General features: G+C 71.5%; 24 protein-coding genes. 10 read left to right on the top strand and 14 right to left on the bottom strand.

Annotated elements, in window-relative coordinates:
• The first annotated feature begins 119 nt into the window (after positions 1-119).
• Both AQJ84_RS32190 and AQJ84_RS32185 read left to right on the top strand, forming a co-directional pair.
• Positions 120-1,502 (top strand): diacylglycerol/lipid kinase family protein, encoded by a 1,383-nt coding sequence (locus tag AQJ84_RS32190; RefSeq protein WP_051869417.1) that lies wholly within the window; start codon positions 120-122, stop codon positions 1,500-1,502.
• Positions 1,495-2,070, top strand: a complete 576-nt coding sequence (locus AQJ84_RS32185; RefSeq protein WP_030037587.1) for a phosphatase PAP2 family protein — start codon at positions 1,495-1,497, stop codon at positions 2,068-2,070. Before AQJ84_RS32190 ends, AQJ84_RS32185 begins: the two co-directional genes overlap by 8 nt.
• A 223-nt stretch (positions 2,071-2,293) precedes the next feature.
• Here AQJ84_RS32185 and AQJ84_RS32180 read toward each other — a convergent pair whose 3' ends face one another.
• Together AQJ84_RS32180 and AQJ84_RS32175 are read right to left on the bottom strand one after the other, a co-directional pair.
• Entirely contained in the window at positions 2,294-3,259 is a 966-nt protein-coding gene (locus AQJ84_RS32180; RefSeq protein WP_030037586.1) for a YihY/virulence factor BrkB family protein, read from the bottom strand.
• A 103-nt stretch (positions 3,260-3,362) separates the two neighbouring features.
• Positions 3,363-4,013 carry a DUF6629 family protein gene (locus AQJ84_RS32175; RefSeq protein WP_053190371.1) on the bottom strand — a complete coding sequence of 217 codons (651 nt, stop codon included), beginning with the start codon at positions 4,011-4,013 and terminating at the stop codon, positions 3,363-3,365.
• Between the two features lie 225 nt (positions 4,014-4,238).
• On the opposite strand from AQJ84_RS32175, the gene argG reads away from it, so the two are divergent.
• Positions 4,239-5,693, top strand: coding sequence for an argininosuccinate synthase (gene argG / locus AQJ84_RS32170; RefSeq protein WP_030037584.1), 1,455 nt, complete (start codon positions 4,239-4,241; stop codon positions 5,691-5,693).
• A gap of 192 nt (positions 5,694-5,885) precedes the next feature.
• Here argG and AQJ84_RS32165 read toward each other — a convergent pair whose 3' ends face one another.
• Positions 5,886-6,701 (bottom strand): SAM-dependent methyltransferase, encoded by an 816-nt coding sequence (locus AQJ84_RS32165; RefSeq protein ID WP_030037583.1) that lies wholly within the window; start codon positions 6,699-6,701, stop codon positions 5,886-5,888.
• A 470-nt stretch (positions 6,702-7,171) separates the two neighbouring features.
• On the opposite strand from AQJ84_RS32165, the gene AQJ84_RS32160 reads away from it, so the two are divergent.
• On the top strand, positions 7,172-7,369 hold the full coding sequence (locus AQJ84_RS32160) for a hypothetical protein (RefSeq protein ID WP_030037582.1): 198 nt from the start codon (positions 7,172-7,174) through the stop codon (positions 7,367-7,369).
• 70 nt (positions 7,370-7,439) lie between these two features.
• Here AQJ84_RS32160 and AQJ84_RS32155 read toward each other — a convergent pair whose 3' ends face one another.
• The 7 genes from AQJ84_RS32155 to AQJ84_RS44465 all read right to left on the bottom strand — a co-directional run bounded on the left by AQJ84_RS32155 (position 7,440) and on the right by AQJ84_RS44465 (position 13,622).
• Positions 7,440-8,552, bottom strand: a complete 1,113-nt coding sequence (locus AQJ84_RS32155; protein ID WP_374934747.1) for an acyltransferase family protein — start codon at positions 8,550-8,552, stop codon at positions 7,440-7,442.
• Between the two features lie 147 nt (positions 8,553-8,699).
• Positions 8,700-9,479 carry an SDR family NAD(P)-dependent oxidoreductase gene (locus AQJ84_RS32150; protein WP_030037581.1) on the bottom strand — a complete coding sequence of 260 codons (780 nt, stop codon included), beginning with the start codon at positions 9,477-9,479 and terminating at the stop codon, positions 8,700-8,702.
• 230 nt (positions 9,480-9,709) lie between these two features.
• Complete coding sequence (locus AQJ84_RS43250) at positions 9,710-10,639, bottom strand: hypothetical protein (protein ID WP_030037580.1); 930 nt, start codon at positions 10,637-10,639, stop codon at positions 9,710-9,712.
• A gap of 63 nt (positions 10,640-10,702) precedes the next feature.
• Positions 10,703-12,181 (bottom strand): glutamate--cysteine ligase family protein, encoded by a 1,479-nt coding sequence (locus tag AQJ84_RS32140; protein ID WP_030037579.1) that lies wholly within the window; start codon positions 12,179-12,181, stop codon positions 10,703-10,705.
• 128 nt (positions 12,182-12,309) lie between these two features.
• The gene (locus AQJ84_RS32135) at positions 12,310-12,564 is read right to left on the bottom strand and encodes an EF-hand domain-containing protein (protein WP_030037578.1); all 255 of its coding nucleotides are present in this window, start codon (positions 12,562-12,564) and stop codon (positions 12,310-12,312) included.
• A 100-nt stretch (positions 12,565-12,664) separates the two neighbouring features.
• A complete protein-coding gene (locus AQJ84_RS32130) occupies positions 12,665-13,408 on the bottom strand; it encodes a class I SAM-dependent methyltransferase (protein ID WP_030037577.1) in 744 nt (247 codons plus the stop codon).
• A 52-nt stretch (positions 13,409-13,460) separates the two neighbouring features.
• Entirely contained in the window at positions 13,461-13,622 is a 162-nt protein-coding gene (locus AQJ84_RS44465; protein WP_310591751.1) for an SDR family oxidoreductase, read from the bottom strand.
• 17 nt (positions 13,623-13,639) lie between these two features.
• Here AQJ84_RS44465 and AQJ84_RS44460 point away from each other — a divergent pair, with 17 nt between their 5' ends.
• Positions 13,640-13,789 (top strand): hypothetical protein, encoded by a 150-nt coding sequence (locus AQJ84_RS44460; RefSeq protein WP_225877101.1) that lies wholly within the window; start codon positions 13,640-13,642, stop codon positions 13,787-13,789.
• 287 nt (positions 13,790-14,076) lie between these two features.
• On the opposite strand, the gene AQJ84_RS32120 is transcribed toward AQJ84_RS44460, so the two are convergent.
• A complete protein-coding gene (locus AQJ84_RS32120) occupies positions 14,077-14,628 on the bottom strand; it encodes a tellurite resistance TerB family protein (protein ID WP_030037576.1) in 552 nt (183 codons plus the stop codon).
• A 350-nt stretch (positions 14,629-14,978) separates the two neighbouring features.
• Here AQJ84_RS32120 and AQJ84_RS32115 point away from each other — a divergent pair, with 350 nt between their 5' ends.
• A complete protein-coding gene (locus tag AQJ84_RS32115; RefSeq protein ID WP_030037575.1) occupies positions 14,979-15,626 on the top strand; it encodes an NADPH-dependent F420 reductase in 648 nt (215 codons plus the stop codon).
• Positions 15,627-15,683: 57 nt separating this feature from the next.
• Here the strand turns inward: AQJ84_RS32115 and helR are convergent, their stop codons facing one another.
• From helR to AQJ84_RS32100, 3 genes are all read right to left on the bottom strand, one after another.
• Positions 15,684-17,855, bottom strand: a complete 2,172-nt coding sequence (gene helR, locus AQJ84_RS32110) for an RNA polymerase recycling motor ATPase HelR (protein WP_053190370.1) — start codon at positions 17,853-17,855, stop codon at positions 15,684-15,686.
• 320 nt (positions 17,856-18,175) lie between these two features.
• Entirely contained in the window at positions 18,176-18,769 is a 594-nt protein-coding gene (locus AQJ84_RS32105) for a DinB family protein (protein WP_053190369.1), read from the bottom strand.
• Between the two features lie 180 nt (positions 18,770-18,949).
• The gene (locus AQJ84_RS32100; protein ID WP_053190368.1) at positions 18,950-20,146 is read right to left on the bottom strand and encodes a glycoside hydrolase family 64 protein; all 1,197 of its coding nucleotides are present in this window, start codon (positions 20,144-20,146) and stop codon (positions 18,950-18,952) included.
• 213 nt (positions 20,147-20,359) lie between these two features.
• On the opposite strand from AQJ84_RS32100, the gene AQJ84_RS32095 reads away from it, so the two are divergent.
• From AQJ84_RS32095 to AQJ84_RS32080, 4 genes are all read left to right on the top strand, one after another.
• Complete coding sequence (locus AQJ84_RS32095) at positions 20,360-20,791, top strand: VOC family protein (protein WP_051869412.1); 432 nt, start codon at positions 20,360-20,362, stop codon at positions 20,789-20,791.
• Between the two features lie 52 nt (positions 20,792-20,843).
• A complete protein-coding gene (locus AQJ84_RS32090; protein WP_030037572.1) occupies positions 20,844-21,284 on the top strand; it encodes an OsmC family protein in 441 nt (146 codons plus the stop codon).
• Between the two features lie 594 nt (positions 21,285-21,878).
• Entirely contained in the window at positions 21,879-23,519 is a 1,641-nt protein-coding gene (gene pgm / locus AQJ84_RS32085) for a phosphoglucomutase (alpha-D-glucose-1,6-bisphosphate-dependent) (RefSeq protein WP_030037571.1), read from the top strand.
• Between the two features lie 299 nt (positions 23,520-23,818).
• On the top strand, positions 23,819-25,438 hold the full coding sequence (locus AQJ84_RS32080) for an alkaline phosphatase D family protein (protein ID WP_030037570.1): 1,620 nt from the start codon (positions 23,819-23,821) through the stop codon (positions 25,436-25,438).
• Positions 25,439-25,464: the final 26 nt, after the last annotated feature.

Raw genomic sequence — 25,464 nt, 5'->3', positions numbered from 1 at the left:
CGCCGAGCCGGCCGGCTGTGACGACCACGGAGGAGAGGCAGGGCAGCACCCCCGAGTACGTGGGAGACCGATGGCATCGTGCACGCGGTACACGGCACCCGGGGATCGCCCGACGCATCATGAACGCGAGCCGTACGACAAGCGCGGGGCCCGAAGGCCCCGACAGAGACCTGAGATCGGCCCGGGGCCTGGCCCGGCTGGCCCTGCTGTGCGTCGCCGGTGCCGTGGTGGCGGTGGTGGCCGGCGCCGGCTTCGGGCAGTGGTTCGTCCTGCTGCTCGGTCTGGCCGGACTGGCCCTGGCCGGTGCGGGCATCTGGTGGGCCCTGGCGCACCGCGGGGCGGCACGCCTGCTGGGCGCCCTGCTGGCGCTGGGCGCGCCCGTCGGCGTCCTGGTGCTGTACGCCGTGTCGGGGCTGTGGGTCGTGGCGGTGGCGGCGCTCGCCGCGTGGGTGGCGGCGTTGGGCTGTGCCAGGAGCGCGCTGCGACGCCTGCGGAAACCGCACGGCATGCACTCCCGGTCGGTCAGGCCGCCCCGACGACCGGTACTGATCATGAACCCGAGGTCCGGAGACGGCAAGGTCGGCCGGCACGGACTGGTAAAGCGGGCCGAGGCACTGGGCGCCCGGGTGATTCTGCTCGATCTCGACGCCGACCCGGACCCGGTGGCCCTGGCCCGCCAGGCCGTGGCCGAGGGCGCCGACCTGCTCGGCGTGGCGAGCGGTGACGGCACACAGGCTCTGGTGGCGGGAGTGGCGGCCGAACACGGGGTGCCGTTCATGGTCGTGGCCGCGGGGACCCGCAACCACTTCGCCATGGACCTGGGCCTGGACCGGGAGGATCCCGCGAGCGGCCTTGACGCCCTCTCAGACGGGGTGGAGGTCCGTGTCGACCTGGGCGACGTGGCCGGGCGGCCGTTCGTCAACACGGTCTCGTTCGGCACGTACGCCGAGATAGTGCAGAGCCCCGAATACCGGGACGCCAAGGCGGCCACCGCCCTGGAGCAGCTGCCGGACCTGCTGGTCGGAGACGCCGGGACGCCGCTGGAGGTCCAGACCGACGAGACCCGTCTGCACGCCCCGCAGACGCTGCTGGTGAGCAACAACTCCTACGTGCGCGCCGACCCCTTGGGCGGCGGCCGAAGACCTCGGCTCGACGGGGGCACGCTCGGTGTGATCGCGGTCCGGGTGGAGGGCGTGGCTCAGGCCGCCGAGCTGGCGCTGCGCGGCGAACGGGCCAGCAGCATCACCGCGTTGACGTCGCGTCGGGTGGTCGTCGAGGCCGACGAGGAGCTCATCCCGGTGGCCGTCGACGGCGAGGCGCTCACCCTGCCCCCGCCCGTGGTGTGCTCCGTGCGTCCCCGCGCGCTGCGGGTGCGGGTGCCCCGCCAGCGCCCCGGTGCCCCGTACGTCGCGCCGTCCGTCGACTGGCGGCGCGTGGTCGACCTGGCGCTCGGCCGCACCCCCCTGCCGATCCACAAGAACCAGGAGCAGAGCGATGCTTGACCGTCCGCAGCCTCAGTACCGGGTCCAGCGGGGCCTGATGCGTGACCTCGCCGCCCTCGACCAGGCGCTCTACGAGGCCGTGACGGTCACGCGGACGCCCGCCCTGGACTCCGCCCTGCGGCGGCTGTCGGCGGCCGCGGACCACTCCAAGATCTCCTTCGCGGTCGCCGGGCTGCTGGCGCTGTGCCCCGGCCGGTCCCGCCGCGCCGCCGTCCTCGGTGTCGCCGCCGTCGGTGTCGCCTCCACGACCGCCAACCTGCTCGGCAAGCGACTCGTCCGCCGGCCGCGACCCCACCGCGCCGAGGACTCGCCGTTTCCGGGGCGGCACGTGCCCATGCCCGAGTCGGCGTCCTTCCCGTCCGGTCACACGGCCTCGGCCGTCGCCTTCGCCGCGGCCGTGGGTCCCGCCTTCCCGGCAGCCACGGTTCCCCTCGGCCTGCTGGCCTGCGCGGTGGGCTACTCACGGATCCACACCGGCGTGCACTATCCGGGCGACGTCGTCGCCGGCGCCGTACTGGGCACCGGCGCGGCGGCCGCGGTCCTGGCCGCGGCCCGCTGGGAGGGTTGAGCGGGGCTCGTCGAGCAGGCCTTGTCGAGCAGGTCTCCCACGCTCGCTCCGGCGCGTGCGCACCACCCTGCCCCTCCGGTGGGCCAACGCGGCCGGCCGGCTGCGAATGCGACGGCCGGCTGCCGACGCGCTCGATGGCCTGATCCCCGGTACGGGCGGCTGCACGTGCCCCACTCCGCGCCGGTGACGTGATCGCTCCCCGGCAGCTCGCTCGCGAGAGGTGTCACGCTCCCGGTCCGGGGTCCGGCCGTACGGCGGACTCGATGCCCGCCCGGGCCGCTTCGAGCTGGGCGGCGAACGCGATGCCGAGGAAGAGGGCGACGGCCGTCAGGTTGGCCCACAGCAGCAGGGCGACGAAGGCGGTCAGCGGACCGTACACGGAGCCGAACGACCCGCTCTCCTCCACGTACAGTGCGAGCAGCCAGGTGGCCGAGACCCACAGCAGCAGGTGGACGGCGGAGCCGAACGCCAGCCAGGTGTAACCGGGCTGGACCCGGCGGGGCGACCAGCGGAAGATCACGGCGGAGGCCACCCAGGCCAGGGCGAGACCCGCCGGTACCTCGAGCACACCCCACCACCGCGACGTGCCGCCCTCCCACCCGGCGGACTCCGCCACGGCGTCGCCGACGGCCTCACCGGCCACGAGGACGACGAACCCCAGGACCATGGGCATTCCGGCCGTGAGCGCGAGGACGATCGCCCTCGCGTACTTGCGGGGGAGGGGGCGGTCGCGCTCGATGCCGTAGATGCGGTTCGCGCCGCGCTCGATCTGACCCATCGCCGAGGCCAGGTTCAACAGGGCGAATCCCAGACCGAGCCAGAGGGCGAGGGCGCTGCGGACGTCGTCCTGGGCGGTGCGCCGGGTTCCGGCGAAGGCGTCCTCGACGACGTCGGCACCGGCACCCGGCACGATCCTGCCGAGGGTGAGCTCGATGATCCGCCCCACCCCCTCCGTGTGCACCGAGGTGGCCAGGCCGACCAGTGCCAGCGTGAACGGCACCAGTCCGAGCACTACTTGGAAGGCGAGCGCCCGCGCGTTCGTGAAGCCGTCGGCGTAGCGGAACCGCGCGAAGGAGTCGACGAGCAGCCGCAGGCCTCCGTAGTGGCGCAGAGCGGCGAACGCCTCGTCTCCCGAGAGTTCTTCTCCGATCATGTCCCGGGTCTGCGGGACGTGGACGGCGGTTCCCATGGGGTGGACGCTCCTTGTCGTGGGGTGGTCCTGCTCTTGTCCGGTTGCCCCGTAAACGGTCCGGTCCGACCGTCTCGGCACGCCGGGCTGCCCCTCGGTGCTGTCAGCGGCGTGACGCGCCCGGGGCGGGCGTCGTCGCCGAGGAGGCCGGACGGGCGTTGACCCAACGGAACAGCAGCACCGAGCACACGGCCGCGAACGCGCACCATGTCGAGACGAACTCGAGCCGCCACAACGCCCAGCAGGCCAGTGCTCCGACGGCGACCAGCACGCCCAGTACGAGCAGCCCACGGTCGCCGGACAGCAGCAGCGCCCCCACGGTCGCCAGGAGGTAGCCCGTGATGAGCACGGCGGCCTGGGGCAGGTCGACCGTGTAGCCGACTGTGTGACCGCGGATGTCGGCCGTCACCGGGCCGGTCGCGAGCCTGTACGCGAGCACGGCGGCCGTCGCGGCTCCGACGGCCAGCAGCAGACCCAGCCGGCGGCGGGCGTGCGGGGGAGCGGCGCACAGCACTCCGGCCGGCACCCACACCGCCAGCAGGGGCAGCGCGACCACGGCCCAGGCGGTGGTGGCCGGTCCGCTGCCGCCGCCCGAGTTCCAGACGACCGCCTCGATGATCTGATGGACGCCGAGCAGCAGTGGTAGCGCGGCGAGCGGCAGATCCCGGCTGCCGCGTACCCGTGAAACGCACGCCACTCCCACACCCGCGACGGCGGTGCCCGCCACGAGATCGGCCGTCGCACTCCAACACATCGCGCCACCATGGATTCGCCGTCGTGAGGATCCGTCCACGCACCCGTCTACGCCGCAGCCCAAGCTACGTCCGGTCCCGCCGGCGGTCCGCGTGACACGACGGCCGCGCCACGGGCGAGGAGCGACGGTCAGGGGCGACCGGCTGGTGGCCGGTCCTTTCGCGCGCGCGAAGGCCTTCACGAATCCGCCTTTGCATGGTCATGCGTAATCGTGCATAATCTTCCTATGTCTAAGGTCCTCACCTCCCTTCCCGCCGGCGAGCGCGTCGGCATCGCCTTCTCGGGCGGGCTCGACACCTCCGTCGCGGTCGCGTGGATGCGCGACAAGGGCGCCGTCCCGTGCACCTACACCGCCGACATCGGCCAGTACGACGAGCCCGACATCGCCTCGGTGCCCGGCCGCGCGAAGACCTACGGTGCCGAGATCGCCCGTCTGGTCGACTGCCGCGCGGCGCTGGTCGAGGAGGGCCTGGCGGCGCTCACCTGCGGAGCGTTCCACATCCGCTCGGGCGGGCGCGCCTACTTCAACACCACGCCGCTCGGCCGCGCCGTCACGGGCACGCTCCTGGTCCGGGCGATGCTCGAGGACGACGTGCAGATCTGGGGCGACGGCTCGACCTTCAAGGGCAACGACATCGAGCGGTTCTACCGCTACGGCCTGCTCGCCAACCCGCACCTGCGGATCTACAAGCCCTGGCTGGACGCGGACTTCGTGACGGAGCTCGGCGGCCGCAAGGAGATGTCGGAGTGGCTCGTCGCCCACGAGCTGCCCTACCGGGACAGCACGGAGAAGGCGTACTCCACCGACGCCAACATCTGGGGTGCCACCCACGAGGCCAAGACCCTGGAGCACCTGGACACCGGCGTGGAGACCGTGGAGCCGATCATGGGCGTCCGGTTCTGGGACCCGTCGGTCGAGATCGCCACCGAGGACGTGACGATCGGCTTCGACCAGGGCCGCCCGGTGACGATCAACGGCAAGGAGTTCGCCTCACCCGTGGACCTGGTCATGGAGGCCAACGCCATCGGCGGCCGCCACGGCATGGGCATGTCGGACCAGATCGAGAACCGGATCATCGAGGCCAAGAGCCGCGGCATCTACGAGGCGCCCGGCATGGCCCTGCTGCACACGGCCTACGAGCGCCTGGTCAACGCGATCCACAACGAGGACACCCTCGCCCAGTACCACAACGAGGGACGTCGGCTGGGCCGGCTGATGTACGAGGGCCGCTGGCTCGACCCGCAGGCGCTGATGGTGCGCGAGTCGCTCCAGCGCTGGGTCGGCTCGGCGATCACCGGCGAGGTCACCCTGCGGCTGCGGCGCGGCGAGGACTACTCGCTCCTCGACACCACCGGCCCGGCGTTCAGCTACCACCCCGACAAGCTGTCCATGGAGCGCACCGAGGACTCCGCGTTCGGCCCGGTCGACCGGATCGGCCAGCTCACCATGCGCAACCTCGACATCGCCGACTCGCGCGCCAAGCTGGAGCAGTACGCCGGCCTCGGTCTGATCGGGACCGGCAGCCCCGCCATCGGTGCCGCCCAGGCGGCCTCGACCGGCCTCATCGGCACCATGCCGGAGATGCCGCAGGGCGGCGCCGAGGCCATCGCCTCCCGTGGTGAGGTCTCCGAGGAGGACAAGATGCTGGACCGCGCCGCGATGGAGTCCGGCACGGACTGAGTGCTTTTGCCGAGAGGGGCTCTCGGCACCCGCTCGTGAAGTACCACCGCGAGGGCCGGCCCGGCGCCACTGGCGCCGGGCCGGCCCTCGCGGTTGCGGTCGTGACCGTCCCCCGTCGATTCGGGGGACCGCACCTCCATCGCGCCCCGGCGGCGGTCCCCGCGTATCCGCGAACGGAAGCCGCAGGCGCGGTCACGGTTTGCGGGCGAGGCCGCCGTGCTCGCCGATGACGTCCGGGGCGGAGGAGGAGGGGTCCGGCCGCCACAGGGGGACCGAGACCACGCCGGGTTCCACGAGTTCCAAGCCGTCGAAGAACGCGGTGATCTGGTCGACGGTGCGCAGGACGTAGGGGGCGGCGCCGCTGTCGTTGTAGGCGTCCTGCGCCCGCTCGAAGACCGGGTCGATCCCCCGGGAGCCGTCGTTGACGGAGAGGTAGCTGCCGGAGGGCAGTGCCGTCATCAGCCGGGTGACGACGGAGCGGGCCTGCTCGTCGTCGGGGACATGACCCAGGATGTTGCTCAGCACGAGGGCGGTGGGGCGAGTGAGGTCCAGGGTCCGGGCCGCCGCGGTCAGGACGCGGTCCGGGTCCAGTGCGTCGGCGTCGACGTAGGCGGTCGCCCCTTCCGGCGTGGAGTGGAGCAGGGTGCGCGCGTGGGCCAGGACCAGGGGGTCGTTGTCGACGTAGACGATCCGGGCCTCGGGGGCGAGCCCCTGGGCGACCTCGTGGGTGTTGTCGGCGGTCGGCAGGCCGGTCCCGACGTCCAGGAACTGCCGTATGCCGGCCTCGTTGACCAGGTACTCGATGGTGCGACGCAGGAAGGCACGACTGCTGCGGGCGATCGTGACGATCCCGGGGAACACGGCGGTGTAGGCGTCGCCGGCCTTCTGGTCGACGGGGTAGTTGTCCTTCCCGCCGAGCCAGTAGTTCCAGATGCGGGGCGAGTGCGGCACCGACGTGTCGATCCGCTCCTGGTCAGTCGGTCGGGGAGTTGTCGTCCGGTCGGTCATGGAGCGTCCGCCTTTCAGCCACGGCTCGGAGAGTGCCACCCACAAGGTAGATCCAACTCCCCCCGCACGTAGGCCAGTTGAGCGGAACCTCCTGTCGGGTGCCGAAAATCCGGTAAACCTGCACACCCTTCACCGGGAGGAGGTGCGGAACCTGAGACGCGGTCACGGCCCTGCCGAAGCCCGCCCGCATCGGCGTGAAGTGTCCGCCGCGGGGCCGACGGCAGGGGTCGTGCGTGCCGCGTCGCGGGAGGTCGTGTGAAGGAGTCGGAGAGTGACCGGTCACCGCGCGGTCACACCGGTGAAGCCGGTGGTCGCGGCGGGCGTTGCGCCGGTGCCAGGGCACTGGCCGCCCCTGTGGCTACGTGCTTTGATCCTCCGGGTCGTGCGAGTCGCCGGAAACGATGTCCCTGTCTCGGGTAGTCGTGCGCACTCCGCCATTCAGAAGTGTCATTCGAAGGGAACTGCTCGTGATGAACCTTGCCCCCCAGATCGCAACGGCCGAGATGTCCGACGCCGACCTGGACCACGTCTCCGGCGGCCTCGCGGCCGGCGGCTCCGGCGGGCTCTTCCTCGAGACGCCGGTCGCGTCCGTCTGCGCCGACGTCCTGGCCGTTGTCTCGCCCGAGGGCCTCGCGGCGGGCGCTGACGTCCACACTGCCGCCCTGTGACGACACCAGGCGCATGCCATGGGCCCCGGACCACCTGATCCGGGGCCCATGGCCGTTCCGCCACGGCTGTTCACCCTCTGAAAGCCCACCGTGCCTTCGGCTCCATGACACACCGGAAGGCGCTGCGGACGGGTGGAGCGCACAGGGCGGTACCGATTAGGGCGGCGACGAGGGTGACCGTGATCTCGCCGATCGGCCCGTGGACCCAGCCGGGCTCGTACCATCCCCAGAACTTCGCCCCCTGGGCGAGAAATCCGTGCAGCAGGTAGGCGTACAGCGTCCCGGCACCGAGCGCGGTGAACCACATCCGCCGCCGGGGTACCCAGGCCAGGAAACAGGCCGTCAGAAGCAGCGCACAGCCGAAGAAGGCCACGGCCATCACGGGCCCGTACCAGTCGGGTGCGCCGAGTTCGTCCGCGGCGTCGCGTCGGAAGAACCAGGCCCCGCTTCTCCGTGGGACGGCCCAGTAGGCGACGGCCGCCGCACAGACGAACACCGGCACGGCCAACAGGCGCACCTCACGGCGGCGCACCAGCTCGAAGTGTTCCGGCTCCAGGAGCAGCCCGAGCACGAAGAACGGCAGGAACTGCAGGATCCGTTGCAGGGCGAGATCGTTGCCGATGGACGGCGAGATCATCGCCGGCACCGCGAGCGCGAAAGCGATCGGCAGCGGCCACCGTACGACCCGCCACAGCGGGGCGGTCAGCCGCCAGACGAACAGCGCCGCCAGGAACCATGTCAGGTACAGAGGGTTCAACAGGCTGATCGGGCGGTCCGGCACCTGGTCGGTCCACCGGGTGTAGAGCGTGTACGCCGTCTCGAAGACGACGTAAGGGACGGCCACCCCGGTCACCAGGCGTCTGAGCCGCTCGGGGCTCCAGTCGAAGCCACGCGAGAAGTAGCCCGAGACGACGATGAACATCGGCATGTGGAACGTGTAGACCAGCATGTACAGCGCGGTGACGGCCCGGCTGCCGCCACGCAGGGGCTCCCACGCGTGTCCTACCGCCACCAGCACGATCGCCAGGTACTTGGCGTTGTCGAAGAAGGCGTCCCGCCGCTTCGTCCGCACGGCCACGGTCCGGGCCGCGGGGGACGTTCCCGATGCCGCTCGGCCGTCGACGGCCGTCCCGGCAGGGGGATCCGCCACGCGGTCGCGTGCGGTCGGCGCGGCCCTCGTCACCCCACCTCCTGCGCAGGAGGTGGCGTGCCCGTACGGCCTGGTACGTGTCTTTCCGAGATCACGGCTGGGGTGGTGTGAAAGCGCATCCGGTGCGCTTCACCACTTCCGAGCGACGCAAACCTTCGCGGAACGCGGGCGGGCCGGGCGTCAGTGAACGGAGAACCCGCCGTCGACGAAGATCGCCTGCCCGGTGACGTAGGCGGAGGCACGGCTCGCCAGGAACACCGCCGCGCCCGCGAAGTCCTCGGCCAGCCCGTTGCGCCCGACCATGGTGCGCGCGGCCAGCGCCGCCACCTTCTCCGGGTCGGACGACAGCCGGGCGTTGAGCGGCGTCATCACGAAGCCCGGCACCAGCGTGTTGCAGGTGACCCCGTGCGGCGACCACGCCTCGGCCTGCGAGCGCGCCAGCGCCTCCAGGGCGCCCTTGGAAACCCCGTAGGCGCCACTCTGGACGAACGCCCGGTGCGCCTGCTGGGAGGTGATGTGGATGATCCGACCGAAGCCCTGCGCGGCCATGCCGGGCCCGAACCGCTGGCCCAGCAGATAGGGCGCCTCCAGGTTCAGCGCCATGGTGGCGTCCCACACCTCCTCGCCCAACTCGCCCATCGGCGGCCGCAGGTTGACTCCGGCGCAGTTCACCAGGATGTCGGGCTCCCCGAACACCTCGGCCGCGGCGTCCGCCGCCACGCGTACCCCGTCGCGGGTGCGGAGGTCCGCGCCGACCCAGGCCGCGCGGCAGCCGTCCGCCGTCAACTCGTCGACCGTGGCGACCAGTTCACCCTCCCTGCGTGCCACGACCACCACGCTCGCACCCGCTCGTGCCAGGGCACCGGCGATGGCGCGACCGATCCCGGAACTGCCACCTGTCACCACGGCGACCCGACCGTCCAGCGAGAACAGGTCGGACAGGTACGTCTGTGAGGTCATGTCCGAACCCTAGAGGGCGTGTGCCCGGCGACAACACGGAGGGCGGAACGCGACCGCGGCGACAGCCGGGTTGCCGAGCGGGCCGGTCAGGCCGACCCTCGATGTCGATGTCGATGTCGATGTCAATGTCGTGGTCGGTGTCGATGTGCTGCCGTCGTCGGTGCGCGTGTCACCCCCACTCGTGGCGAGGGCAACGACGCCGCGCTGGTGGGGCCGGGCTGAGTCCGGGGCTATCCGGCCGGTGCGGCCAGCCGCCTCACCTCCTCGTCGGCCTCGTGTGCCGACTGTTCGGCCCGGGTGAGGGCGTCCGACGCCTGCGCACGCTGCTTCTCGGCCTCCTGCGCATCGTGGTCGGCCCGTTCAAGTTCCGCTCGCGCCTGTTCCAGTTGCCGCTCGGCGGCGGAGACCTGCTGACGGGCCTGCTCGCGCCGGTCGCGGAGTCGCTTCAGCAGGGTCTCGGCCTTCGCGCGTGCCGCGCGCTGGTCGCGGACGCGTTGCGTGGCCGCCTTGGCCGCCTTCCTGGCCCGGGCGAGTTCCTCCTGCCGGCGGCGGCGGTCGGCGTCGTCCTTCTTCGCCGCCTCACGCCGCGACGGCGGCGGCTCGGCCGCGGGTTCGGCCGGCTCGCGCCTGGTGCCCGCAGTCGGAGCGGTGACGGAGGGGAACGCCGTCGGCGGGGTGAGGGCGGATTCCAGACGGCCCGTGATCCACCGGTCCGCCGCGTCCTGGTCGGTGAGTACGGCGCGCAGGGTGGACTCGACGTCCTGCTGCGCGCTGTCCGACAACCGGTGCCCGGCCTCGCGGGCCAGCTGGGCAGCCTGCCGGGACAGGGCGGTGACGACTCCGCGGCTCTGCCCGGACAACTCCTTGACGCCTTCGGCGTCCAGCGTCTGGTACGCCTCGCGCAGCGCCTGTCCCAGCTCGTGGAAGCGCCGGCTCTCGTCCGGCCGGGAGCGCAGCAGCAGGTTCGCCGCCCAGGCCGCGAGGGTGGGCCGACGGGCGGCGTGGATCCGGCGTCCGTCCTCCGCGCGGCCCGCCGACCTGGCGGCGGCAGCCAGCACCTCACGACGGGCCGTGAAGTCCGACGGCGCCAGGCTGTACAGCTCGTCGAGAGCCGCCTCCACGTCGGGCCCCGCGCCACCCCGTCCGCCCTTTCGCTGCATGATCCCCAGACTCCACCGAGACGGACCGCCGCGCACCCCGGGACCACGGGGCGTCCGCCTCCGTCAGTCGACCGGCCAGGTGTGGACCGGGGCGTTGAGATGCATGTAGTCCGAGTACAGCTGTGTCATCCGCCGGAGGGCCTCGTGGCGGCTGGAACGGCTGGAGGCGGACAGATGACGGACCATCTCCTTCTGCCACACCGCTCCGTTACGGCCGGTGACGCACCGCTGCTCGATGATGCCGAGCAGCGGCTCGCGCCAGGCCGAGTCCATGCCGGAGAGCTCCAGTCCGCGATGCGCCATGGGCAGCAGCCTCCGGAGCACGAGCTCGGGCACCGGCACCTCGCCCATTCCCGGCCAGTACAGGGGCGCCTCGATCCCGTGCCGGGCCGCGGTGTGCAGGTTCTCCTCGGCCGCCGAGAAGGACATCCGGGACCACACCGGTCGTTCCTCGTCCACCAGGGCGCGGGTGAGGCCGTAGTAGAAGGCGCCGTTGGCGAGCGTGTCGGCGACGGTCGGGCCGGCGGGCAGCACGCGGTTCTCCACCCGCACGTGGGGCAGGTCGTGGGCGACGGCGTAGACGGGCCGGTTCCACCGGTAGATGGTGCCGTTGTGCAGGGTGAGCTCGCCCAGCTCGGGGATGTCGCCCCGGTCCAGCGTCTCCACCGGGTCCTGTTCGTCGCACAGGGGCAGCAGCGCCGGGAAGTAGCGCAGGTTCTCCTCGAAGAGGTCGAAGACACTGTTGATCCAGCGCTCCCCGAACCACACCCGGGGCCGCACCCCCTGCACCTTGATCTCCTCGGGGCGGGTGTCGGTCGCCTGCTCGAAGAGCGGGATACGGGTCTCGTCCCACAGCTCCTTGCCGAACAGGAACGGCGAGTTCGCCGCCAGCGCGACCTGCACCCCGGCGATGGCCTGCGCGGCGTTCCAGTAGGCGGGGAACTCCTCCGGGGAGACCTGGAGGTGGAACTGGGTGCTGGTGCACGCGGCTTCCGGAGTGATCGTGTCGGCGTAGGTCCGCAGCCGGTCCACGCCGTCCACCTCGATCCGCAGGTCCTCACCGCGTGCTGCGAAGACCTGGTCGTTGAGCAGCCGGTAGCGCGGGTTCTCCGAGAGCGCTGCCTCACCGATGTGTTCCTGGCGCAGGGTGGGGAGTATGCCGATCATGATCAGACGCGTGTCCACGGCCCTGGCGCGCTCGTCGGCGTGGTTCAGCGCGGCGCGGATCTCGGATTCCCACGCGTTGGGGCCGCCCTCCGTCAGCCGACGGGGCGGAACGTTGATCTCGAGGTTGAACCGGCCCAGCTCGGTGGACCAGGCGGGATCGGCGATCGCCTGGAGCACGTCGCTGTTGCGCATCGCGGGCTCGGCCTCGTCGTCGATCAGGTTGAGTTCGATCTCCAGCCCCACCTGCGGCCGCTCGGACTCGAACCGTGCCTCGCGCAGCATCTGTGCGAACGCGTCGAGGCACTCCTGCATCTTGATCCGGTACCGGCGGCGGTCCTCGCGGGTGAAGACCAGTGCCGGGACATCCCGTCCCATCGGCCCTCCTGAGTGCCCGGCCTCGGACACCTTCCACTCCAGCGTCGCACCCCGCGGCGACCCTGACCATGCGGGACGGGGATCACCCCGGGACGAGGCCGAAACGGCGGGGCGCGGTCGGTCCGGCGTCAGTGCCAGCCGAAACGCCGGTCCACCACGGCCGCGAACTCCTCCAGTGTCAGTACGGCGTCCCCGTCCTGGTCAGCGGCGTCGAACAGGGCGGAGGAGGCATCGGCGTCCCCCACCGCCCAGATCGGCAGATCGCCCGCCGCGGCCAGGGAAGGGCCCTTCGCCCGCAGGGCGATGATCACCTCCTCGCGGGTGAGCGTCCCGTCATGGTCGAGGTCGAGCGCCTCGAACAGCTTCCGAGCCTTCTCGCTCATGGTCTCGTCCTCGTTCTCCCTCGTCGGCGGCATGGGCCGGCCCACCCCGCTCCCAGACGACAACGCCTCCACACCGGCCCTGGTTCCCTGCCCCGGCCGGCTATCGCGCGGGCGGGATGCGGTAGACCGAGACGTGAGAACGCGACTCGGCGATGAAGGCGGTGCCGGACCAGTCCGCGTGCCTGGTCTCCAGGTCGAACCCGGCCAGCTGGGCCATCAGGTCGAGTTCGGCCGGCCAGATGTAGCGGTGGGGGCTGCGGAACAGCTGTGCCTGCCGGCTCTCGTCGAACCGGAAGTGGTGCGAGACGACGTGCTGGCGCAGGACGTCGTAGGTGTCCAGACCGATGGAGCCGGGGTGGGACTGCCAGACCGTGGCCGCCTGGCCCGGTGGGAGCCTGCGCAGCTCGGGCACCCAGAGCTCGACCACGAACCGGCCGCCCGCCACGAGGTGACGGGCGGCGTTGCGGAAGCATTGGACCTGCTCGGCCTGGGTGAGCAGGTTGGAGATCGTGTTGTAGGCGAGGTACACCAGGGTGTACTTCCCCGGGGCGACGGTGGTCGCCATGTCCCCCATGACCACGGGGATCGTCGCCTCGTCCGCCTTGGTTCGCAGCTGCTCCACCATCGGCGGGGACAACTCGATTCCGGTGACGGGAACGCCACGCCCGGCAAGCGGGACGGCGATACGACCGGTCCCGATGGCGAACTCCAGGGCGGCTCCCTCCCCTGCGAGACGGGCGAGACTGTCCACGGTCGGGGCCAGGACCTCGGGTGCGAACATGCCGGATCCGGGCGTGTCGTAGCGCTGGGTAGCATCTGCGTCCCAGATGTTCTCCTGCTGCATTCCACCCACGCTCGCCCCCGGACCGCCTCGTGTCCAGCGAATTGACCTGGGATCAGGGGGCGCGCGGACCGAGGAACAGGCCACCGCTCGCGTCGATGACCTGACCGGTGATCCGGCGTGCGGCGTCGGAGGCGAGGAACGCGACCACGTCGGCGACGTCGTCGGGTCGCCCCAGTCGTGTGAGAGCCGTTGTCCCGCAGATGAGTTCGGACAGGCCCGGAGCCTCGAACAGTGCTCCGTTGGCCGCCGTCCGAGTGGCGCCGGGGCAACCGCGTCCACCCGGCGCTCGGGCGCTGGGCCGGGGACGACGGACGGGCCGCGCTGCCCGACCTGATCGCCAAGGCCCTCGCTGCCGCGTTCGGTGACGACATCGTCGACTGACGTCGGCCCGGCGCGTGTCGTCCTTCAAAGCTCGCGGTACGGGCCCGAAGGGCGGGCGGCGTTCAGGCGCCGACTGGACCGCGCGACGGCGTACTCCAGCTCCGCGAGCTGGTGGAACGCGTCAGACCGCCCTGCGCCAGCGCGAGCTCGCAGACGGCCGGCGGACATCATGGAGTGCCTGCGAGCACGGGCAGGCCCGCCCCGCGAGGGGCCCGTGCCGGATCGCCACCGGCACGGGCGCGGGACCACGGGCGGTACGGGTCACCGCCGACGGCGACCGCCGCTTCTCAGAGGCCGAACTCCTGGGTGGGCAGACCGAGTACCGAGCACGCCTCGCGCAGGACCTGCTCCTCGGCCGGGGCGACGTAACCGTCCGCGCCCGCGACGACGAACCCGGTCTGCACGACCGCTCTCGCCTCCGTCGGCTTCTTCGCCGCCTTGGCGATCTCCTGCATGGCCTCGGCCTTGCCCTGCTGGAAGTTCACCGCCAGCTGGTCGACGTGCTTGTTGAACCGCTGACGCAGCTGCTCGGACGGGAAGTTCTGCAGCACGTCGTTGTTGAGGATCAACGACTCCACATGCTGCCGCTCCGCCGGGTCGACATGCCCGTCCGCGGCGGCGACCAGGGCGCACATGGCCATGCTGGCGTCCCGGTAGGCGCCGCTCTTGAGCTCGGTCTTGAGGGAGGTGAGCTGGGACTTGAGCGTGTTCACCAGCTGGGCCTTCGATGCCCCCGAGGAACCGGAACCCGGCCGCCCGTGTCCGCCGGCGCCCCGGGCCCCCTGCGCCTGTTGCTGCAGACCCTTGGCCTGGTCCTTGATCCGATCCCACATCGCCACTCGTGCCACCTCGGCTTCAGCCCATGTCGTACAGGTCGTCCGCGTGTGATCCACGCGTCCTCCTGCCAACGCCTCCGGGGCCTTCGAAGTTCCAAGGAGCCACCCCGTCCTGGCCGATGAGCGTTCCCTCGGGCGGCAGGCACGGAACTCGTCGCCCTCCGGATCGGCCGGCACGGAACTCGTCGCCCTCCGGATCGGCCGGCACGGAACTCGTCGCCCTCCGGATCGGCCGGCACGGTCCACGACTCGTCGTCGCTCCGCCGGGGGACCACAGGACTACGTCTTTGGTGCGGGCCCGCACGGGACCACGGTCCGATTCGGCGCGCCCCGGCGGCAGTTAGCGTCACGCCATGCGTATAGGACTCCTTGGCACCGGCAACGTCGCCCGAGCACTGGCCCACGGCTGGAGCGCCGCGGGACACGACACCCTCCTCGGCTCACGCCGGCCGACGGAGCGGACCGACCTCGGTCTGCCGGTGGCGGGCCTGAGCGAGACGGCGGCCCACGCGGAGGTGTTGGTCAACGCCACACCGGGAGGCGCGTCTGTGGAGCTGCTGCACTCCATCGGGGCGCCGGCGCTGGCCGGCACCCTGCTGATCGACGTGGGGGTCGGCCTCTCCGACGACTTCACCGAGCTCTCGCACCCCAACAGCAGCCTGGCCGAACAGATCCAGGAAGCCTTTCCCCTGACCCCCGTCGTCAAGACGCTGTGCACCATGGACTCCACCGTCATGACCGCCCCGGGTGCCCTCGGCGGCCCGAGCACCGTCTTCCTCTCCGGCGACGACACCGAGGCCAAGCGGACCACCGGGCGACTGCTCACCGACCTCGGCTGGCCCCCTTCGTCCCAGCTCGACATGGGCGGCATCACCACCGCTCGCGGACAGGAGCACTTCGCTCTGCTCTTCATGGGCATCGCGGGAGGCCTGGGAGGTGTCCACACGTTCAACATCAACGTCGTCACCCCTCCCACGCCCCAAAGACCGCCGTCCGAGTGACCCGGCAGACAGGCCTGATCATCGGACGGCGGTCACATGTTCCCGCCCCGGCCGAGGTCAGGGGCTCGTGAGGATGACGAGTTGCCGGGTCGCCCGGGTCATCGCCACATAGCGGTCGACCGCTCCCTCGATCCCCTCGCCGAACGACTCCGGGTCGATGAGGACGACCAGGTCGAACTCGAGCCCCTTCGACAGTTCCGGGGTCAGCGACCGGACGCGGGAGGACGGCGCCCGGAACGTGGGATCGCCGATGACGCAGGCGATCCCGTCGGCCTGCGCGGCGAGCCAGCCGTCGAGGATCGAGTCCAGATCCGACACGGATCCGTGGACGACGGGGACGTCGCCGCTGCGGATGGAGGTCGGCACGTTGGCGTCCGGGAGCGCGGCCCGGATGACCGGCTCGGCTTCCGCCATGATCTCTTCCGGCGTCCGGTAGTTGACGCTCAGGGACGCCAGGTCGATCCGGTCGAGCCCGATCCGACCGAGCCGTTCCTGCCACGACTCCGTGAACCCGTGCCTGGCCTGGGCGCGGTCCCCGACGATGGTGAAGCTCCGGGACGGGCACCGGAGCAGCAGCATCTGCCACTCGGCGTCGGTCAGTTCCTGCGCCTCGTCGACGACGACGTGGGCGAAGGGGCCGGCCAGCAGGTCCGGGTCGGCGATCGACAGCTCGGACTCGTCGACCAGGCTGACCTGGGCGTCCTCGCCGCGCAACATCGTCACCAGGCCCTCGCCGTCGTCACCGTCGGCGCCGGAGTTGGACACGGCCTCGATCAGGGTGTCGACGACCCGTGCCATCTGCTCGCGTTGGGTGGCGAGGACGGCCTTGTGCCGGCGCTTCTGCCGGGCCGTCTCCGGGTCGCCCAGTCGCTGCCGTGCCGCGTCCAGGAGCGGCAGGTCGGACACCGTCCAGGCCTGGGCGTCCGCGCGCTGGAGCCTGTGTACGTCGTCGCGGCCCAGCCAGGGAGCGCACATCCGCAGGTAGGCGGGTACCGACCACAGGTCTCCGACGAGGTCGGCCGCCTCGATGAGCGGCCACGCGCGGTTGAAGGCCGTGAGCAGTTCCCTGTCCCGCCGCAGCGACTTGCGCAGCAGGTCGGGCGAGACGTCACCCTCGTGCTTGTCCACCAGGATCGTGAGCAGCTCCTCCCAGACCTGCTCGCGCGCCTCGTTGTGCGGAGTTCCGGGCTCCGCCGCCTCGAACGCCACAGCCCAGTCGCCGGCACTCAGCGGGATGTCGGACCAGTGGGTGGTGACCGTCATCCCCTTGGTGGGCGGTTCCTCGTAGAACCTGACGGCCGCCTCGATCGCCCTCACCAGGTCCGCGGACGACTTCAGGCGGGCCACCTCCGGATCGGGCTCGATCCCCGCCGCGGCTCCCTCGGCGACGAGGTCCCGCAGGATGCAGGTCTGCACGCCCTCCTCGCCGAGGCTGGGCAGGACGTCGGAGACGTATGTCAGGTAGGGCCGGTGCGGACCGACGAACAGCACGCCGCCCCGACGGTGACCGAGGCGGGGGTCGGAGTAGAGGAGGTAGGCGGAGCGGTGCAGAGCGACGACGGTCTTGCCCGTACCGGGACCGCCGTCGACGACGAGGGCGCCCCGGGATCCGGCGCGGATGATGGCGTCCTGGTCGGCCTGGATCGTGCCGAGGACGTCCCGCATCCGGGGCGAGCGGTTGCTGCCCAGGCTGGCGATGAAGGCGGACTGGTCGTCGAGCGCGGCGTGCCGTTCGAGCCCGGCCGCGGTGAAGACCTCGTCCCAGTAGTCGCTGATCCGGCCGCGGGTCCAGCGATACCTGCGGCGGCTGGCCAGGCCCATCGGGTTGCCGTGGGTGGCTCCGAAGAACGGCTCGGCCGCCGGGGAGCGCCAGTCGACCAGCAGCTGTCGGCCGGTGCTGTCGGTCAGGCCGATGCGTCCGATGTAGACCGGCTCGGGGCTGTCCGTGCCGACCATGTGGCCGAGGCACAGGTCCAGACTGAAACGGCGCAGCGTGCGCAGACGTGCGGTCAGCCGGTGGATCTCCGTGTCCCGGTCCATCGCCTGCCGGCCCATGCCGCCGGGGGCCCGCCGCTCGGTGTCGAGGCGGTCGGACACCTCGGCGATCGACTCCTCGAGGCACTTCGCGAGGGCCGCGAAGTGCTGCTCGTCGTCGGCGATCAGCATCGGGTCGGCTTTGGCGGACAGGCGGTCGGGAAGATCGAACGCGCTGGTGGTCAGGGGGTTCATCTCCTCAGCTCCGATCCGGGGTCGCGCTCGCGCAGGCCGGCGGCGCGCACGTCACGAGCTCGGCACCGGGTGCCCGCGACGGCTGCGCGAGTCCCACCACCGGATCGACGTCACCGTATGACCCATAAACCGACAGACAAAAACGCACTTCGTGAATCTCCCATTTCCGCAAGGCTCGGGCCTCGGCCTGCGATTCTGCGGCAGGACCCGGGTCTTGCCGCAAGCCCCCCGGTGCGCTATATGTTGAGAGTGGCAAGGAGTGGGTGACCTCCTTGCCTTTGTCTTTTGGCGCGCCCCAGCCGTATGTCTCTTGTCTCACGTCAGGCGTTGCGGTCGGCTTCCCGGGCCGTCTGTTCCAGCCGGCTGCGGTAGCTCGTCCACCACGCGTCGTCGCCGGGGGCCATGCTGTTGTTGCCCTCGTTCATCCCGACAGCACCGTCCATGAGCTCCCGGAGGATGTCGGCGTGCCCGGCGTGGCGCTGCGTGTCAGCGATCACCCGGACCACGGCGTGATGCAACGTGACCTCGTTCTTGCCGCTCGGCCACCACGGGACCCTGCCGACCGTGTCCAGCGCCAGCGCCTCGATCGTGGCGTCCGCGTGCGCCCACGCCCGACGGTACAGCCCCACGATGTGCTCGCGTGTCTCCTCGGCGGTGGCCCACATGTCCGCGTTGAGCTCAGCGTCGTCCGCTAGCCAGGGCATCGGTTCACCGGATGGCCGCCCGAAGGTGTCCCCGAGGTAGCCCGACTCCACCCCGGACACGTGCTTCACAAGGCCCAGCAGGTTGGTGCCGGTCGGCGTGAGCGGACGGCGGATGTCGTACTCCGAGAGCCCTTCGAGCTTCCACAGCAGGCTGTCGCGGGCGGACTGCAGGTAACGGTGCAGGTCGGCCTTGGGATCAGATGCGGTCATGGGCTCAGTCTGCCGCCTGCGCGCAGAACGCCGTGCCCAGGCCCAGGCCACCCCCCCCGCGAACCCAGGCGCCGCCGCGGCCGCGCGGGTGTCTCCCCGCGGCCGTCGGCGAAGGCGGATGACCGGGGCGACGGCGGACGCCGGGAGCGCCTGACTCGGCTCCCGGCGTCCGCTGCTGACTCAGTTGAACGGGTCCAGCGTGAGGTAGGCCTGGCGGGGGTCGCCGTCGTGGACGAGGGACTCGTGGTGGCCGACGTCGTCGAAGGCGAAGGCGTACGCCTTTCCGTCGGCCATCTGCCCGTGGATGATCCGCGCGTAGTGGTTGGTCACCGCGTCTCGGTAGAAGTTCGCTGCCGAGGTGTCCGGCTGAAGGGGGTTGGTCAGCAGTGTGGAGCGGTTGAAGCCGGCGCACAGGGTGCGCGAGATCGGCCCGCGCACCGCGTCGTTGGGCGCGTCGAGGAGCTTGTGGCAGCCGAGGATGCTGTCGGCGTCGGGCTTCTGGAACCCGGTGACGACGGCGCCGGAGCTGTTGGTGAAGTTCATGACGTTGCCCGAGACCCGGCCGTAGTACTTGGTGCTCGGCTGGTCGGCGAACGGAGTGACCGTCAGCGTCGTCGTCGCGTACTTCTGCCAGAAGCGGTTGACGTAGTCGTTCATCACGGAAGCGGGCAGGGCACCGGTCTCCAGCCCGTACCCGGGTGCCAGGGCGCGCAGCACCGTGCCGTCGGACCGGGTCTGGATCAGGTTGCCCCATCCGCCCGACTGCCCGCGCAGCGCGTTGAGGACCGCGTGGTATCCGCCTGCCCTCAGGCGTCCCGTGCTGAGGGTGCTGCCGTCGGCGCGCTGCACGCCCACGGCGTACGGGGCGGAGAACATGTCCACCTGGGTGCTGTTGAGCCACAGCCCGGCGTCGTTGAGCGTGTACTCGGACCAGTTGAACAGGATGTCGCGGTTGGGGTCGGTCGGGTTCTGCACGGCGGGCTGCACCAGACCGCCGGTGGTCACCTTGAAGACGAGCTTCTGTCCGTAGGAGAAGTAGATCCGTCCGGAGAACTTGGGTATCCGGATGGTCCTCGACTGCCCTGCGGCCGGTCCGGGGATGGAGGCGTCGGGTGCCGGTGTGGGCGGGTTGCCGCCGACGGGCCAGGGGTGGAACGTACCGCCCGCGTCGGCCCATCCCTGTCGGCCGGTCGAGAGCTGGGTGCCGAGGTTGTAGACGTACACCGGCTCGCCGCGGCCGGAGCTGTTGGTGATCTTCAGGGGAATCGTGGCGGGCACCGCCTGCGCGGGCGACGGCGCCGCGAAGACGAGCAGCGCGCCCAGCAGGGCGGCTGCCGCGGCCAGGGCCGCGAGCGGGTGCCTGGATGTGTGGAGCACTCTCCACCTCCGTGCGAGTGGGGGAATCGAGCGGGGAGAGGGGGGGCTTGGTCCGTACCTTTTTGAGAGCGCTCTCAGAGTGCCGTCGCGTCGAGGACATGTCAATGAGTTCGGCAGGGGTCGTGGTGCCGCGGGGGTGGGCCGGTCGCGCGTGCCGCGTGCCGCGTGCCTGTCGTCCGCCTCGCCGGCCACCGTCGGCGGCACAGTGGAGGTATGAACCTGAACGCGGGCGACATGAACATTCTGGCCAGGGGGCGCGTGGCGACCAGGCTGCCGGCCCAGGACCTGGAGCGGGCGCGGCGCTTCTACACCGAGCGACTCGGCCTGGACCCCGTCGACGAGCGGCCCGGGGGGCTGCTGTACCGGTGCGGAGGCGCGGAGTTCGCCCTTTTCAAGTCGGCCGGGGCCTCGCCCGGCACCTTCACTCAGATGGGGTGGGAGGTCGACGACGTCGAGACGGTCGTGTCGGAACTCAGGCGGCGTGGCGTGGTGTTCGAGGAGGTCGACGTGCCGGGCTTCCGAACGCGGGAGGGCATCGCCGAGATCGACGGGCACTACCCGAGCAAGGGCGCGCGGGGTGAGCGCGCCGCCTGGTTCCGGGACAGCGAGGGAAACCTGCTGGGCATCGGCGAGCCGGTCGTCTGAGCCAGGCGCCCGGCTCAGGTCTTTGCGCCGCATCGGCACTACTGTCGGCGGCATGACCGAGAACTCCCAGCGCTCCGTCACCATCGAGCGAACCAGCACCGGCCACTTCACCGCGACGAACGCCCGGGGCGGCACGATCAGCTTCGGTACCGCCTCCGACTCCCGCGGCGGCACCGAGTTCACCCCGGTCGAGTTGCTGCTCGCCGCGATCGGAGGGTGCACGGCGGTGGACGTGGACGTCGCCACCAGCCGCCACACGGAGCCCACGGAGTTCTCCGTGGCGGTGACCGGTAACAAGATCAGCGACGAGCACGGGAACCGGCTGACCGACCTCGAGGTCACCTTCTCCGTGGCCTTCGCGGACGTCGAGGGTGCGGATCGCGCCCGGGCGATCCTCCCTCGGGCCGTCAAGACGTCCCACGACCGGCTGTGCACGGTCAGCCGCACGGTCGAGATCGGCACCCCCGTCACGGCGACGGTCGAAGGGGCCTGACACCGTCCGCGGTCCCTGTGCCGGTCGCCTGGCCGGCCCGCCCAGGCGACCGGCCCGGCTCTGTCCGTTCCGGCTGCCCGTTCCGGCGGCCGGGACGTGTCTGCACGCATCGACACCCACTGCACCGTGGTGTGGGGAGAGTCGGCCGGCGGACACCTCGCGGCCTGCTGGCGCTGTCGCCCAAGGCGTCGGGCGTGGCCGGTGCCATCACCTGGTACGCCCTGAGTGACCTCACCCTCGAAGGACTCGAAGGCACGGACGACTTCATGGCCGCCCCACCCACAGCCTGCGCTTCGTCGCGAGCCTGGAGGCGACGGGGAGCGAGCGTCGAACCTGTGACGGTGCCCGGGTGGGGACCACGTCTGGTACCGGCTCCCCGGCGACGGGGTCGAGGACATCTTCCGTCACTCCCTGGCGGGGGCTTGCCGGCTGGCGGGCTCCGGCCGCCGTCACGGCTGCACGGCTGCACCACCCGCTCCCACAACCCTGGGCCGGCCCGTGCCCGCCGCGGGCCGGGCCCTCTCGCACAGCGTCGCCCCGAGGAGGAAAGATGGGGCCTCGAGCTACGGACCAACCCATGCGGAGGAACGGACCATGCAGCACGAACGAGCGGGTCGACCGGCCGGTCCCGAGGACCTCGTCGACGTGGCCCGGTTGGTGACCGCGTACTACGCGCTGCACCCCGACCCGGCCGACCCGGCGCAACGGGTGGCGTTCGGCACGTCCGGGCACCGCGGATCGTCCCTGAAGACGGCGTTCAACGAGGACCACATCGCCGCGACCAGCCAGGCCATCTGCGAGTACCGCAGCGCGCAGGGCACCGACGGGCCCCTCTTCCTCGGCGCCGACACGCACGCCCTGTCCGAGCCCGCCCGGGTCACCGCCCTGGAGGTGTTCGCCGCCAACGACGTGACCGTGCTCATCGACGACGCCGACGGCTACACGCCCACCCCGGCCGTCTCGCACGCCATCCTCACGCACAACCGAGGCCGCTCCGCGGGCCTCGCGGACGGCGTCGTCGTCACGCCCTCCCACAACCCGCCCGCCGACGGCGGCTTCAAGTACAACCCGCCGAGCGGTGGCCCCGCCGGCTCCGACGCGACCTCCTGGATCCAGGACCGCGCCAACGAGATCATCGCGGCCGGCCTCAAGGACGTACGCCGTATCCCGTACACCCGGGCACTCGCGGCTCCCGGCACCGGCCGTCACGACTTCCTCGGCACCTACGTCGCCGACCTGCCCGCCGTCCTCGACCTGGACGCGATCCGCACCGCCGGCATCCGGATCGGCGCCGACCCGCTCGGCGGGGCCTCCGTCGCCTACTGGGGGCGTATCGCCGAGGAACACCGGCTCGACCTCACCGTGGTCAACCCGCTCGCCGACCCCACCTGGCGTTTCATGACGCTGGACTGGGACGGCAAGATCCGCATGGACTGCTCGTCGCCGTACGCGATGGCCTCGCTCATCGACCAGCGGGACCGCTTCCGGATCGCCACGGGCAACGACGCCGACGCCGACCGGCACGGCATCGTCACGCCGGACGCGGGTCTGATGAACCCCAACCACTACCTGGCCGCCGCCATCGCCTACCTGTACGCCCACCGCGAGCAGTGGCCCGACGGGACGGGCATCGGCAAGACCCTGGTGTCCTCCTCCATGATCGACCGCGTCGCCGCCGACCTCGGCCGACGCCTCGTCGAGGTGCCCGTCGGCTTCAAGTGGTTCGTGGACGGCCTGGTCGACGGTTCGCTCGGGTTCGGCGGTGAGGAGTCGGCCGGCGCGTCGTTCCTGCGCCGCGACGGCTCGGTGTGGACGACCGACAAGGACGGCATCATCCTCGCGCTGCTCGCCTCCGAGATCACCGCCGTCACCGGGAAGACCCCGTCGGAGCACTACGCCGCCCTGACGGCCCGTTTCGGCGAGCCCGCCTACGCCCGCATCGACGCCCCGGCGACCCGCGAGGAGAAGGCGCTGCTCGCCAAGCTCTCGCCCGCCCAGGTCACCGCGGACACCCTGGCCGGAGAGGCGGTCACCGGCGTGCTCACCGAGGCCCCCGGCAACGGGGCTGCCATCGGCGGCATCAAGGTGACCACCGAGAACGCCTGGTTCGCCGCCCGCCCCTCGGGCACCGAGGACGTCTACAAGATCTACGCCGAGTCGTTCCAGGGACCCGACCACCTGCGCCGGGTCCAGGAGGAGGCCAAGGACGTGGTGATGGCGGCCCTGGGCGGCTGACCACCGGGACACGGCCGGGGGTTGGGGCGGCGGCGCGTCGGGACGCGCCGCCGCCCCTCGCCGTGTCCAAGACGGACCACACCTGACGACCGACCGACCGACCGAGGCGGGGCGGGGCGCGCCCGCCATGTCGTCGGCACCGCATGCGCCGGTGCTCATGTCACCCGGGTGGCTCAGCAGACCGTGTGATGGTCGGGATTTCGATCTTCGTCTCCTTAGTATCCGCAAGTCCGTTGCATTCCGGTTCGGGCTCGTGGAGCCGGCATGCCCCCGCACCGCCGACCGCGAACCAGGACCGTATGAGCTCAGCAGACCGAGAACTGCGGGCCGCAGCCCGTCACTTCGGGCGCCGCAGGTTTCTCTCCCTCACCGCCGCGGCCGCCGCGCTGGCCTTCGCCACGAACGTTCCGGCCGCGGGCGCGACGGGCACCCGCGCGATGGACACGGCGAAGATCGCCGACGACCCCTTCACCCTGGGCGTCGCCTCCGGGGACCCGATGCCCGACTCCGTGGTGTTGTGGACCCGGTTGGCGCCCGTCCCGTACGAGCCGGGCGGCGGCATGGCAGGGCTGGCCGCCGCCGTGCTCTGGGAGGTGGCCCTGGACGAACGGTTCGCCGTCGTCGTGCGCAGCGGCGGCAGCGTCGCCTTCCCCGAGTACAACCACACCGTGCACGTCGAGGTCGACGGCCTCGCCCCGGGCAGCGAGTACTTCTACCGCTTCAAGACGGGGGCGTGGATCAGCGAGACGGGCCGCACCCGCACCGCGCCCGCCCGCACGTCGGCCGCCGCGACCCTGACGATCGCCGCGGTGTCCTGCCAGGCCTTCCACGACGGCTACTTCACCGCCCACCGCCACCTCGCCGAGGACGACGTCGACCTGGTCTTCCACGTCGGCGACTACCTGTACGAGTACGCCGTGAACGACGTCGGCGGCGCCCGCGCCTACCCCGGCGGCACCCTCCCCGACGTCTTCAACCGCGAAGCCGTCCTGCTGGAGGACTACCGGCTGCGGTACGCCCTCTACAAGAGCGACCCGGACCTGCGGGCGGTGCACGCCGCGCACCCGTTCGTCGTCACCTGGGACGACCACGACACCGAGAACAACTACGCGGGCGCCGTCGACGAGCACGGGAGCCCGCCCGAGGAGTTCCTGCTGCGCCGGGCCGCCGCCTACCGCGCGTACTGGGAGAACCATCCGCTGCGCGGCGCCCAGATGCCCTCCGGAGCCGACCTGCGGCTGTACCGGCGGCTCCACTGGGGCACGCTCGCCCAGTTCGACGTGCTCGACACCCGCCAGTACCGCTCCGACCAGGCGTACGGCGACGACCTGCATGTGCCCGGCCCCGAGTCCGACGATCCGGCGCGCACCATGACGGGGCAGGCCCAGGAGGACTGGCTGATCGAGGGGTGGCGGGCCTCGGACGCGGTGTGGAACGTGATGCCCCAGCAGGTCTGTTTCTCCCAGCGCAGGATGGACCTCGCCGAGGCACTGATGTCCATGGACGCGTGGGACGGCTACCGCGCCTCACGCGAGCGGATCCTCGCCGGCGCGAAGTCGGCCGGAGTCGAGAACCTGATGGTCCTCACGGGCGACGTCCATGCCGGCTACGCCTTCGAGATCAAGGACGTGTTCGACGATCCGGAGTCCCGGACCCTGGGGACGGAGATCGTCGCCACCTCCGTCGCGAGCGGCAGGGACGGCGCCGAGAAGCCCGCCAACTGGGACACCTACATGACGGCCAACCCGCACCTGAAGTTCTACAACGGACAGCGCGGATACGTACGGGTGGAGCTGGGCCCGCAGGTGGCGCGGGCGGACTTCAGGACCGTCTCGGCGGTGACGACTCCGGGAGCGCCGATCACGACGGCGGGTTCCTTCGCGATCGAGGCGGGTGCTCCCGGTCTCGAGCCCGTGTGAGCCCCGTTCCGCCGGGCGGACCCCTC

This window comes from Streptomyces resistomycificus (genome assembly GCF_001514265.1).
GTDB classification, from domain to species: domain Bacteria; phylum Actinomycetota; class Actinomycetes; order Streptomycetales; family Streptomycetaceae; genus Streptomyces; species Streptomyces resistomycificus.
Note: the sequence above shows the minus strand (reverse complement) of the source record. Positions and strands in the feature narration are given on the sequence as shown.